This is a genomic window from Pseudomonas sp. CG7 (genome assembly GCF_023701885.1).
In the GTDB taxonomy this organism is placed as follows: Bacteria; Pseudomonadota; Gammaproteobacteria; order Pseudomonadales; family Pseudomonadaceae; genus Aquipseudomonas; species Aquipseudomonas zanjanensis.
Map to the genome: position 1 here is coordinate 1 of NZ_JABAEE010000128.1, position 11,510 is coordinate 11,510.

General features: G+C 61.3%; 12 protein-coding genes. 10 read left to right on the forward strand and 2 right to left on the reverse strand.

The window, feature by feature from the left end:
• On the reverse strand, window positions 1–860 hold an 860-nt coding region (locus tag HGO40_RS29085; protein WP_502943353.1), incomplete at its 3' end, for a DctP family TRAP transporter solute-binding subunit.
• 220 nt (window positions 861–1,080) lie between these two features.
• Between HGO40_RS29085 and HGO40_RS29090 the strand changes: the two genes are divergently transcribed.
• The 9 genes from HGO40_RS29090 to HGO40_RS29130 all read left to right on the forward strand — a co-directional run bounded on the left by HGO40_RS29090 (window position 1,081) and on the right by HGO40_RS29130 (window position 9,704).
• Window positions 1,081–1,593: a type VI secretion system amidase effector protein Tae4 gene (locus HGO40_RS29090; RefSeq protein ID WP_250965855.1), complete on the forward strand. Its 513-nt coding sequence runs from the start codon at window positions 1,081–1,083 to the stop codon at window positions 1,591–1,593.
• On the forward strand, window positions 1,590–1,814 hold the full coding sequence (locus HGO40_RS29095; RefSeq protein ID WP_250965856.1) for a hypothetical protein: 225 nt from the start codon (window positions 1,590–1,592) through the stop codon (window positions 1,812–1,814). Before HGO40_RS29090 ends, HGO40_RS29095 begins: the two co-directional genes overlap by 4 nt.
• A 579-nt stretch (window positions 1,815–2,393) precedes the next feature.
• Window positions 2,394–3,548: a mandelate racemase family protein gene (locus HGO40_RS29100; protein ID WP_250965857.1), complete on the forward strand. Its 1,155-nt coding sequence runs from the start codon at window positions 2,394–2,396 to the stop codon at window positions 3,546–3,548.
• Between the two features lie 71 nt (window positions 3,549–3,619).
• A complete protein-coding gene (locus HGO40_RS29105) occupies window positions 3,620–5,242 on the forward strand; it encodes an ABC transporter substrate-binding protein (RefSeq protein WP_250965858.1) in 1,623 nt (540 codons plus the stop codon).
• A gap of 34 nt (window positions 5,243–5,276) precedes the next feature.
• Window positions 5,277–6,314: an ABC transporter permease gene (locus HGO40_RS29110; protein ID WP_250965859.1), complete on the forward strand. Its 1,038-nt coding sequence runs from the start codon at window positions 5,277–5,279 to the stop codon at window positions 6,312–6,314.
• The gene (locus tag HGO40_RS29115; protein ID WP_186708937.1) at window positions 6,314–7,222 is read left to right on the forward strand and encodes an ABC transporter permease; all 909 of its coding nucleotides are present in this window, start codon (window positions 6,314–6,316) and stop codon (window positions 7,220–7,222) included. The genes HGO40_RS29110 and HGO40_RS29115 overlap by 1 nt, the downstream gene beginning before the upstream one ends.
• Before the next feature lie 10 nt (window positions 7,223–7,232).
• A complete protein-coding gene (locus HGO40_RS29120) occupies window positions 7,233–8,072 on the forward strand; it encodes an ABC transporter ATP-binding protein (RefSeq protein WP_250965860.1) in 840 nt (279 codons plus the stop codon).
• 10 nt (window positions 8,073–8,082) lie between these two features.
• On the forward strand, window positions 8,083–8,850 hold the full coding sequence (locus HGO40_RS29125) for an ABC transporter ATP-binding protein (RefSeq protein ID WP_186730871.1): 768 nt from the start codon (window positions 8,083–8,085) through the stop codon (window positions 8,848–8,850).
• Between the two features lie 131 nt (window positions 8,851–8,981).
• Window positions 8,982–9,704, forward strand: coding sequence for an oligogalacturonate-specific porin KdgM family protein (locus tag HGO40_RS29130; RefSeq protein WP_250965861.1), 723 nt, complete (start codon window positions 8,982–8,984; stop codon window positions 9,702–9,704).
• A 158-nt stretch (window positions 9,705–9,862) separates the two neighbouring features.
• On the opposite strand, the gene HGO40_RS29135 is transcribed toward HGO40_RS29130, so the two are convergent.
• Window positions 9,863–10,606 carry a FadR/GntR family transcriptional regulator gene (locus HGO40_RS29135; protein WP_186708942.1) on the reverse strand — a complete coding sequence of 248 codons (744 nt, stop codon included), beginning with the start codon at window positions 10,604–10,606 and terminating at the stop codon, window positions 9,863–9,865.
• A 97-nt stretch (window positions 10,607–10,703) separates the two neighbouring features.
• On the opposite strand from HGO40_RS29135, the gene HGO40_RS29140 reads away from it, so the two are divergent.
• Entirely contained in the window at window positions 10,704–11,417 is a 714-nt protein-coding gene (locus tag HGO40_RS29140; RefSeq protein ID WP_250965862.1) for a FadR/GntR family transcriptional regulator, read from the forward strand.
• Window positions 11,418–11,510 lie beyond the last annotated feature (93 nt).

Here is an 11,510-nt window from a genome sequence, read left to right on the forward strand (position 1 = left end):
GTCTTGGCGTCGAGGATGCGTTGTTTGTCGTGCTCGTTCAGCTGCGCCGCCTCTTTGTTCACCTGGGCGGTGACTTCTACCAGGATCTTGTCCAGTTCAGTGCGGATGTCCGGCGGCAGGCCGCTCCAGAACTTGGTGTTGGTGATCAGCATGTAGTCGAGCAAACCGTGGTTGGACTCGGTGATGTACTTTTGCACTTCATGCATTTTCTGGCTGTAGATGTTCGAGTACGGGTTTTCCGCCCCGTTGACCACACCGGTCTGCAAGCCTTGGTACACCTCGGCGAAACTCATCTTGCGCGGGTTGGCGTTTACCGCCTTGAATTGCTCTTCCAGCACGGCCGATGCCTGTACGCGGAACTTCAAGCCACGGGCATCCTTGGGTTCACGCAACGGCTTGTTTGCCGACAACTGCTTCATGCCGTTGTGCCAATAGGCCAGGCCGGTGATGTTCTTGCTTTCCATGGACTTGAGCAGCTTCTGGCCTTCAGGGCTCAACTGGAAGCGGTCCACAGCGGAAATGTCATCGAACAGAAACGGCAAGTCGAACAACTGCACCGTCTTGGTGTACTGCTCGAACTTGGCCAGCGACGGCGCAATCATCTGCACGTCACCCAGCAGCAAGGCCTCCATTTCCTTGCCGTCGCCGAACAGTGAAGAGTTGGGGTAGACCTCGACCTTCACTTTGCCTGGCAGCCGTTCTTCCACCAACTTCTTGAACAGCAGTGCGCCTTGGCCTTTTGGTGTTTGTTCGGCGACCACATGGGAGAACTTGATCACCACCGGATCTGCCGCCATGGCCGTGCTCATCGCACTCAGGGCCAACGTGCAAGCGAGCGCTTTCCAGATAGGTTTGAACATTACGGGCTTTCCTCTTGTTTTTAGTATTTTCGTGCGGGCTCATTCAAAACACGGCACGGCGGAACAATGATGAGTCTAGGCAGAAAAACAACTTGTCGGGGGCGGTCAATGGGAAAAACCGTCCTTTGGCTGTACGTCTCGCCATCGCTTATTGAATCCATCGGGCGAGTGGGTCTGCTAGGCTATTCGTCCAGGATAAAAAACTCATGGAGAGGGCAGAATGTTTACATTCGACACGTTGTGGAAAAGCCATCCGCAGATATTTGGCGATGCCGCGCCTTGCAGAACGAATGGTGCCAAGAACTTCAGTGACCAATGCGCGATCAACCTTGGCGTGGCCCTGCGTCGCGCTGGTGCAGACATGAGCCAGCTCAAAAGCGTGCGACATTGCTGGCAACACCCCAAGAGCGACGGGCACATATTGGCCGCCGAAGAGCTCGCCAAGGCCTTGAGTCGCGCCAAGATTCCTGGCTTGCAGGCTATGAAGGCCATTAAAAGCGAAGAATTCGAAGAGACCCTGAGCGGGCAGCAGGGCGTTATTTTCTTCAAGGACTTCTGGCGTCGGGCAAACGAAACCACAGCCAACCGCAGCGGCGATCACATCGACCTGTGGAATGGCCGTCGCCTGACGGATTGGCTGAGCTACCCACGTATACAAATGGGTTTTTCGATCGAAGGCACGTTCTCGGACTTTCACGATTCCAAGGACATCTGGTTCTGGAAAGTCATATGAACGTCATCAAGGAAACTTTGTTCGTTCTCCTGATCATCGTGTTGGCGGTCGGCACATTTAATTTGGCGTTCATGGCCGTTGGTAGTTATTTCGGGCCGTTCTACGAGAGCGAAGCAGACCAGAGCCGCAACTTTGCGATCTGGTTGTTTGGCAATGTCGGGGTGGTGGTCGTGGCCGCGTCGGTGGGCATTGTCTGGAGACGACGCAAACCTCGGGTCTAGCCAGGCAGCCAAAACCTGCACAAAACCTGTACCAGGGCGTCCATCTTCCGCAGCCACCGCCTCCCACAGTTTTGATCCCGAGTGTTCACGAATTCTGCGACCACCACCGACCACCCTGTGGGAGCGAGCTTGCTCGCGAAGACGTCGGCACAGCCAACATCTCCGACGCAGACAGACCGCCATCGCGAGCAAGCTTTGCTCCCACAGTTTTTGATCCCGGGTGTTCACGAATTCTGCGACCACCACTGACCACCCTGTGGGAGCGAGCTTGCTCGCGATAGCGGCGGCCGATCCAACATCACTGTCTCAGGCACACCGCCTTCGCGAGCAAGCTCGCTCCCACAGTTTTTATCCTCCCGCCATCGTGGCCTTCCTGCGGCGAGTTGTATCTTTTTCGTCTCGTGGTATGACGACATTCTAAATATCGCTCAAGAAAAATAACCTCTTTTCACCAGTCCTCCCTCACGACTCCCTATTTTTATTGATTTTGTGGGTTGACAGCTCACGTGAAACCTCAGAATAATCTGTCACGTTGTATGACGACATACAAATAAACAATAACAACAGGGTGTTCCCTCTATGCGAATCACAGGCGTTCACGTCGAAGTCTTCTCCACACCTTCGCGCCGTGCCCAGGACAGCGCCGGTCACGCCCATCCGGGCGATGAGGTCATGATCAAGATGGCCTTGCTGCGAATCGGCTGCGACGATGGCTCCGAGGGTTATGCCTTTGGCCCGCCTGAGTTGATTCGTCCGCACATCATCGAATCCTTCGTGCGCAAAGTGCTGATCGGCCGCGATCCGATGGACCGTGAAAGCATCTGGCAGGACCTGGCGCACTGGCAGCGGGGCAGTGCCGGGCAGTTCACCGACCGGGCGCTGGCGCTGGTGGAACAAGCGTTGTGGGACCTGGCTGGGCGCAAGCTCAAGTTGCCGGTGCATAAACTGATTGGCGGTTATCGCGACAAGGTCCCGGCGTACGGTTCGACGATGTGCGGCGATGACTTGCCGGGTGGGTTGTCGACGCCGGACGAGTATGGCCAGTTCGCCGAGAAGCTGGTCCAGCGCGGCTACAAGGCCATCAAGTTGCACACCTGGATGCCACCGATCTCCTTCGCGCCGAATCCGCAAATGGACATCCAGGCCTGCGCCGCCGTGCGTGAGGCAGTAGGCCCGGACATCGCGCTGATGCTCGACGGTTACCACTGGTACAGCCGCATGGACGCCCTGACCATCGGCAAGGCACTGCAGAAGCTGAATTTCGCCTGGTTCGAAGAACCCATGATGGAAGACTCGGCGGAGTCCTATGCCTGGCTGGCCGCCAACCTGGACATCCCGGTGCTGGGCCCGGAGAGCATCGCCGGCAAGTTCCACAGCCGCGCCAGTTGGGTGACCCAGAAGTCCTGTGACATCCTGCGCGCCGGCGTGGCCGGGGTCGGAGGTATTGGGCCGTGCCTGAAAGTGGCGCACCTGGCCGAGTCGGTCGGCATGGATTGCGAGGTCCATGGCAATGGCGCGGCGAACCTGGCGGTGGTCGGGGCGATCAGCAATTGTCGCTGGTACGAACGCGGCCTGCTGCCCCCGTTCCTTGACTATGAAGAGGTCCCGGCGCATCTCAAGAGCATCGTCGACCCCATGGACGCCGACGGTTTTGTGCATCTATCCGACCGGCCGGGCTTGGGCGAGGACATCAACTTCGCGTATATCGAGGCCAACACCGTGTCCCGACATTGAGTCTGTTCCACGCCTGAGGCCGATGACGGCCCGGGCGACAAGTCTTTATAAATATAAGAAAGGACTGAACCATGAATCTCTGGCCCAAGCGCCTGACCAGGCTGCTGTGTGTCACCGTGGCCCTGTGCGCAGTGCAGGTGCCCGTCAGCCTGGCCCAAGGCGAAACGCCCCCCGACCAATTGGTGGTGGGCATGAGCATGATCAACCTGTTGTCCCTGGACCCTGCCGCGGCGACGGGCCTGGAGGTCGCGGAGGTCAACGCCAACGTCTATGACATGCTCCTGGAGCAGGACGCCGCGCAGCCCGACACGCTGATTCCGGCCCTGGCGAAAACCTGGGACATCAGCCCCGACCGCACGCGCCTGACCTTCCAATTGCGCGACGACGTACGGTTTCACTCGGGTGCGCCCCTGACCGCCCAAGACGTCGCCTGGTCGTTGCAGCGCGTCGTCACCCTCAACCGCGCCCTGGCCTCCACCTGGAAGGCCTACGGTTTCACCGCCGACAACGTGGTCAAACTGATGCGCGCCGAAGGACCGCACACCTTTGTGATGGAGTTGCCACGGGTCACCGACCCGATGCTGGTGCTCAACACCCTGGCGACCTCACCCAGCGCCTTCATCATCGATCGCAGTATCGCTTTGCAGCATCAGGTCGGCGACGACCAGGGCGCGGCGTGGCTGGCGACGCACACGGCCGGGTCCGGCGCGTTCAAGCTCGACATCTGGCGGGCCAACGATGTGATCCTGATGAGCCGTAATGACGACTATTGGCGCGGCGCGCCGAAGTTGCGCCGGGTGATCATGCGCAACATGACCGAGTCCCAGGCCCTGCGCCTGATGGTCGAGCGCGGTGACCTGGACGTCGCCCGCGGCATGGCGGCCACTGACATCAAGGCCTTGGGCAAGGTCGACGAGGTGCGCATCCAGAGCATCGCCCGCGGCACGCTGTACTACGTGGCGATGAGCATGCAGCAACCGCTGTTCCAGGACATCCGCGTGCGCCAGGCCGTCCGCCTGCTGATCGACTACCAAGGCATCAACGACGTGGTCATGCCGCACTACGGCGTGATCAACCAACGGCCCTTGCAGTTGGGACTGCCGGCTCGCCTCGACGACCCGGGTTATCGCCTGGACGTGGCCGAGGCCAAGCGTCTGCTGGCGGCGGCCGGGCATGCCGAAGGCTTCAAGGTGACGATTCGTTCACTGACCGATCCGCCGTTCATCAACATCGCCACCAGCCTGCAAGCGACGCTGGCCCAGGCGGGGATCCAGGCGACGATCATCACCGGCACCGGCAACCAGATCTATGGGGCGATGCGCGACCGTCAGTTCGACATCCTCGTCGGTCGTGGCGGCGGCGGGGCGGAGCGGCATCCCCATTCGAGCCTGCGGGCCCTGGTGTACAACCCGGACAACCGCACCGAAGCCAAGCTGAGCAACTTCCAGGGCTGGCGCACCTCGTTCATCGACCCGCAGCTCAATCAACTGATCGAGCAAGCCGAGCGCGAGCGCGACCCCGAGCGCCAGCGGGAAATCTATGCACAGATCCAGACCCTCTACGACCAACAGGCCGGGGCGATCATGCCGGTCTCGCAGATGGTCGACGAAGTGGTGATCCACGCGGATGTGCGCAACTACATCGGCCACACCGCCGCGACCACGCGTCTTCGCGACGTCTACAAGCAGCGCTGAAATCGACGGCCACAGGGCCAAGGCAGGAATGAACATGTCGACTGCATCCTTTTCAATCTGGACCACCCGGGCCGCTTCGGCGACCCGGCGCGGCGGCTCGGTGGCGGTGACGCTGCTGGGGTTGCTGCTGCTGACTTTCTTTATTGGGCGGGTGATGCCCCTGGACCCGGTGCTGGCCATCGTCGGCCCGGACGCCGACGCCTCGGCCTACGCCCAGGTGTACAAGGAACTGGGCCTGGACAAGCCGTTGTGGAGCCAGTTCGCGATTTACCTCGGCGACCTGCTGCACGGTGACTTCGGCATGGCCTTGCTGACCGGCAACCCAGTCATCACTGACATCGCCCGGGTCTTCCCGGCTACGTTGGAACTGGCCACGCTCGCCATCCTGTTCGGTGTGCTGGCGGGCCTGCCGCTGGGTGTCTACGCGGCGACCCATCAGGGCCGTGCCGGTGACGATGTCGCGCGGCTGATCACCCTGTTCGGTTACTCCACGCCGATTTTCTGGATCGGCATGATGGCCTTCCTGGTGTTCTACGCCTGGCTGGGTTGGGCCGGCGGCGTCGGGCGCATCGGCCTGGCCTATGACGGGTTGATTCCGAAACACACCGGGCTGTTGCTGATCGACACCGCCTGGTCCGGCGAGTGGGAAGCCTTTCGCAGTGCGCTGCGGCACATCCTGTTGCCGGCGGTGATCCTCAGCTTCAACTCGGTCGCCTACATCAGCCGCATGACCCGCAGCTTCATGCTCGAGCAACTGTCCCAGGAGTACATCATCACTGCTCGGGTCAAGGGCTTGTCCCAACGCCGCATCGTCTGGGGCCATGCCTTCGGCAACATCCGCGTGCAGCTGTTGACCATCGTCGCCCTGGCCTATGGCGGCCTGCTGGAAGGCGCGGTGCTGATCGAAACCGTGTTCGCCTGGCCGGGCTTCGGCCAGTACCTGACGAGCAGTTTGTTGATTGGCGACATGAACGCGGTGATGGCCTGCGTGCTGTTGATCGGCCTCATCTTCGTGACGCTGAACCTGATCAGCGATGCGCTGTACAAGATCTTCGACCCGAGGACTCGCTAATGAACCTGCCCCTTGCTTCCAGCGCCCCTGGCAGCGCCACGTTGCCGGCTTCCAGCACGGCGGCGATGGTCGCCAGCACCTTGCGCCTGTTGCGGTTTTTGCTGCGCAACCCGATGACCTTCGCCGGCCTGATCGTCGTCGCGACCCTGATGCTGGTCGCGGTCTTCGCGCCGTGGATCGCCGGCCACGACCCGCTGTTGCAGAATCTCGCCGGCGCCTTGCAGGCACCCAGCAGCGCGCACTGGTTCGGCACTGACGAATACGGTCGCGATGTGTTCGCGCGGTTGGTGTATGGCTCGCGCATCACGCTGTACATCGTCTTGCTGGTGACGGTGATCGTCGGCCCCATCGGTCTGCTGGTCGGCACGGTTTCCGGTTACTTCGGTGGTTGGGTCGACAGCCTTTTCATGCGCATCACCGACATCTTCATCTCGTTCCCCAGCCTGGTCCTGGCGCTGGCTTTCATCGCGGCCCTCGGCCCGGGCCTGGAGCATGCGGTGATCGCCATCGCACTCACGGCCTGGCCGCCGATTGCCCGGCTCGCCCGCGCCGAAACCCTGCCGCTGCGCAACGCCGACTTCGTCGTCGCGGTGCAGCTCCAAGGCGCGTCGAGCACTCGGATCATCCTGCGCCACATCATCCCGATGTGCCTGTCGTCGGTGATCATCCGCCTGACCATGAACATGGCGAGCATCATCCTCACCGCCGCCGCCCTGGGCTTTCTCGGCCTCGGCGCCCAGGCACCGTTGCCGGAGTGGGGCGCGATGATCTCCACCGGGCGCCGCTACATGCTCGAAAGCTGGTGGCTGGTGGCAGCACCCGGTGCGGCGATCATGCTGGTCAGCCTGGCCTTCAACCTGTTGGGCGACGGCTTGCGCGACGTCCTCGACCCCCGCAGCCAATCCTGAGGAACCGGCCATGACTGAGATAAAACTTGCGGTACAGGATTTGTGCGTGGAGTTTCGCAACGCAGGCAAAACCTCCCTGGCGGTGCGTGATGTGTCGTTCACCCTGGGGCGTGAAAAGCTCGCCATTGTCGGCGAGTCCGGTTCGGGAAAATCCACCGTTGGCCGCAGCCTTCTACGCCTGCATCCGCCGACGGCGCGGGTCACCGCCAAGACTTTGCGTTGCGCCGATGTCGACCTGTTGGCCGCCAGCGAAAAGCAGATCCAGGCGATTCGCGGCGCACGCATGTCGATGATCATGCAAGACCCCAAGTACTCGCTGAACCCGGTGGTGCGGGTCGGCGAGCAAATCGCCGAGGCGTACCTGGCCCATCACAAGGTGCCCCATCGCGCAGCCCGCGAGCGGGCGCTGGACATGCTCGCCAAGGTGCACATTCGCGATCCCCGGCGCGTCTATGACCTGTATCCCCACGAGGTCTCGGGCGGCATGGGCCAGCGGATCATGATCGCCATGATGGTGATCACCGATCCCCAGGTGATCATCGCCGACGAACCCACGTCGGCGCTGGATGTGTCGGTGCGCCGACAAGTGCTCAACGTGCTGGAGGAGTTGGTCAGCGAGCGTGACCTGGGGCTGATTTTCATCAGCCACGACCTGAACCTGGTGCGGTATTTCTGTGACCGCGTGCTGGTGATGTACGCCGGGCGCGTGGTCGAGTCGATTGCCGCCGCCGACCTGGACCGCGCCACCCAGCCCGACACCCAAGGCCTGCTGGCCGCACTGCCGAGCCTGGACCATCGGCGCGCCACGCTGCCGGTGCTGCAGCGCGACCCCCACTGGATGAATGCTTGAGGAGCCTGTCATGAGCATGATTGAAATCGCCGGCCTGAACCTCAGTTTTGGCACCGGCGCGGCACTGAACGCGGTATTGCACGACGTCGATTTGAGCGTGGCCGAAGGCGAGGCGTTCGGCCTGGTGGGGGAGTCCGGTTCGGGCAAGACCACCGTGCTGCGCTGCCTGGCCGGGCAGTACCAGCACTGGACGGGGCGGCTGCACGTCGCGGGTCAGGCGGTGACGCGCAAGCTGCCGCTGAACCACTACCGCACCGTGCAAATGGTTTTCCAGGACCCGTATGCCTCGTTGCATCCGCGCTACACCATCGATGCCGCGTTGCAGGAACCGCTACGCATCCATGGCATCGACGGGCGTGCCCAGAAGGTCAGCGAGATCCTGCGCAAGGTCGGCTTGAACGACAGCTTTCGCTTCCGTTATCCGCACCAGTTGTCCGGTGGCCAGCGCCAACGGGTGGCGATTGCCCGGGCGCTGATCCTGCGTCCCCGGGTGCTGTTGCTGGACGAGCCGACTTCGGCGCTGGACGTCTCGGTGCAGGCGGAAATCCTCAACCTGCTGGCCGACTTGCGCCGCCAGGAAGGATTGACCTACCTGATGGTCACCCACGACCTGGCGGTGGTGGCGCATCTGTGCGATCGGCTGGCGGTGATGCAGCAGGGCCGGGTGGTGGAGACGCTCGACAGTCATCTGCTGGCGAGCGATGGCGCCACCCATGCGTACACCCGTTTGCTGGTGCAAGCCAGCCGCGACATACAGCGAATACCTATCGCTGTCTGAGGTAACTGTTTCGTAGCACGTGTTTTAACCCGAAGAAGACGTTGAACCGCAGGTTTCAATGCCGCGCACGCGCTCGCCTGTGATTTGGCGTTCAACCCAACTAAATCATTCAACTAACAAGAATAAAAAATATGAAAAAGACACTCGTCGCGCTGTCCCTCGCTTCTTTGTTCTCTTCCACTGTTGCCGTGGCCGACACCGGTTATATCAACGTACGCCACCAGTATGCGGAACAAACCCGCATGCACGCCGACCGCGCCAAGTTCGGTATGCGGCTGGACAACGGTGTGGGATTGGAAGGTGAACTCAAATACAAGACCGCCGGTGATCGCGAAGACGTCGCCTTCGACAACACCGTTGGCAGCGGCCATGAATTCACCGTCAACTACCAGCACAAGATCGATGATCGCTGGACACTGACGCCCTCGTTCGCCATGGAAAGCGATGAGGAATCCACCACCTACAAGATGGGCATGCGCCTGGGCTACAAGATCACCAAGGAGCTGAGCATCGCCGGACGCTACCGTTACGATTCCTCCAAGCTCGACCGCGACAAGATCGACCGTGACGTACCGGACAACGGCCAGGACGACCAGAAGATCCATCGCTACGACGTGTACATCAACTACGCCAACCAAGGGCCGTGGGCGTATGAATATCAACTGACGTACTTCGATGCCAACTACATCCGTTATAACGGCGGCACCGACGACTATGAGCAGAATGCCGTGGTCAAGTACAAGTGGGACAAACGCTGGGCGCCGTTCTTTGAAGTGGGTGATATCAAAGTCAACTCCGTCGACAATGACCGCCAACTGCGCCTGCGGGTGGGTATTCAATACAACTTTTTCTGAGTTGTGGAGCGGGCCTACAGACAGCACTGCTGATTCAAGGAATAGATGAACCTGTGGCGAGGGAGCTTGCTTCCGCTGGGCTGCGCAGCAGTCCTTCTTTGTGGGCGCTTCGCGCCCAAGCGGGAGCAAGCTCCCTCGCCACAGGGGCCTATGGGCGCTTATTCGTTGTAAAAGGCCTGGCGCTGCTGGGTTTCGCACAAACGCATGCGGCTGTTGCTTAGGTGCAGGTACATGGCCGCCCGCGCCGCGTCGACATTGCCGCTGGCGATGGCGTCGAAGATCTGCTGGTGTTCGGCGTTGATCCCTTGCAGGTAAGCACTGCGGTCACTTTGCCCGGAATAGGCGGAGTTCATGCGGGTACGTGGGATCAGCTTCGTGCCCAAGTGCTTCATGATGTCGATCAGGTAGTAATTGCCGGCGGCCTTGGCGATTTTCAGATGGAACTGGAAGTCGGCATTGATGGTGGTACCGGACTTTTCCGGCCCTTGCAGCAACGCCTCCAGCGCCTGGGCCAGTTCCGCCAGGGCTTCGGGGGTTGCGCGCTGGGCCGCCATGCCCGCGGCCTGGACTTCCAGGCTCAGGCGAAACTCCAACAGGTTGAGCACATCCGACAACGTCGCAATGGTCGCCGGCCCCAAGGTGAAGCCCTCCGGTGCCGGCATGTCGAGGACAAAAGTGCCGACGCCATGGCGCGTCTCCACCAGCCCCGCCGCCTGCAACCGCGACAGCGCTTCACGCACCACTGAACGACTGACGCCTTCGGCCTCCATGATATGCACTTCGGTGGGGAGCTTTTCGCCGCACTTGAGAATGCCGTCGCGCATGCGCTGGGCAAAGCGGTCGACCAGGGTTTCGGCGAGGCGGCGTGGCTTGTTCAATGGAGATAACGCTTGATCCGTCATCGGCGTGCTCTAGTGTGATCAGCGGGCATTATAGTGAGTTTTGGCGCAAGGTCGCGGCTATAATGCCGCGATCGTCTGGCTTTAATGGAAAGGTGCAATGGACCGTGTCACACCCGATCGACGCCTGAGCATGACCCAGCAACTGGTGGTCGACCTGACGCAGCAGATACTGGCCGGCGAGTTGCCCGCAGGCAGCAAGTTACCCACCGAACAAGTCATCATCAAGGAACGCGGCGTCAGCCGGACAGTCGTCCGCGAAGCCATGTCGCGACTCCAGGCCGAAGGCTTGGTGGAAACCCGTCACGGCATCGGCACCTTCGTGGTGGACACCGCCCGCCCCGGTGATTTCCAGGGCAGCAAACACGTCAAGGGCGGCGCCTACGATGCGCTGGCCGTCATCGAACTGCGCCTGAGCCTGGAAGTGGAAGCCGCCGGCATCGCCGCCCAACGCGCCACGCCGGAGCAGTTGCAGGCGATGCGCGAAATGCTCGACGCATCGAATGCCGTTGACCCAACGGATGACGAAAGCGCACGGCTCGATTTCGAATTTCACCGGCAAATCGCCCAGTGCACCGGCAACAGCTTTTTCATCGACGCCATGGCCCATGAGGGCAATACGCTGATCGCCGTCGTGCAACAGGCCGGACCGGCGGTGACGGGTGAAAATCGGGCGCTGGTGGTGCGTGAGCGGGAGCAGATCTACGCGGCGTTGGCGCGGCATGACGGGGAAGCCGCGCGGGCGTCGATGCGGTTGCATTTGATCAACATGCAGCAGCGGGTCGAGGGTGCGGTGGAGTTGACAACTCAATAACCCCCACCGCAGATCCTGTGGGAGATTCTATGGTTGAGGGGAAGCCCTCAAGCCGCTTTTGGTTGGTATTCGCTTTGCCCTTTCAGCAGAGCG

Bases quoted from the DNA above. Each gene is read 5' to 3' on its own strand.
- HGO40_RS29090 (WP_250965855.1), top strand. From the start codon at position 1,081: ATGTTTACATTCGACACGTTGTGGAAAAGCCATCCGCAGATATTTGGC.
- HGO40_RS29095 (WP_250965856.1), top strand. From the start codon at position 1,590: ATGAACGTCATCAAGGAAACTTTGTTCGTTCTCCTGATCATCGTGTTG.
- HGO40_RS29100 (WP_250965857.1), top strand. From the start codon at position 2,394: ATGCGAATCACAGGCGTTCACGTCGAAGTCTTCTCCACACCTTCGCGC.
- HGO40_RS29105 (WP_250965858.1), top strand. From the start codon at position 3,620: ATGAATCTCTGGCCCAAGCGCCTGACCAGGCTGCTGTGTGTCACCGTG.
- HGO40_RS29110 (WP_250965859.1), top strand. From the start codon at position 5,277: ATGTCGACTGCATCCTTTTCAATCTGGACCACCCGGGCCGCTTCGGCG.
- HGO40_RS29115 (WP_186708937.1), top strand. From the start codon at position 6,314: ATGAACCTGCCCCTTGCTTCCAGCGCCCCTGGCAGCGCCACGTTGCCG.
- HGO40_RS29120 (WP_250965860.1), top strand. From the start codon at position 7,233: ATGACTGAGATAAAACTTGCGGTACAGGATTTGTGCGTGGAGTTTCGC.
- HGO40_RS29125 (WP_186730871.1), top strand. From the start codon at position 8,083: ATGAGCATGATTGAAATCGCCGGCCTGAACCTCAGTTTTGGCACCGGC.
- HGO40_RS29130 (WP_250965861.1), top strand. From the start codon at position 8,982: ATGAAAAAGACACTCGTCGCGCTGTCCCTCGCTTCTTTGTTCTCTTCC.
- HGO40_RS29135 (WP_186708942.1), bottom strand. From the start codon at position 10,606: ATGACGGATCAAGCGTTATCTCCATTGAACAAGCCACGCCGCCTCGCC.
- HGO40_RS29140 (WP_250965862.1), top strand. From the start codon at position 10,704: ATGGACCGTGTCACACCCGATCGACGCCTGAGCATGACCCAGCAACTG.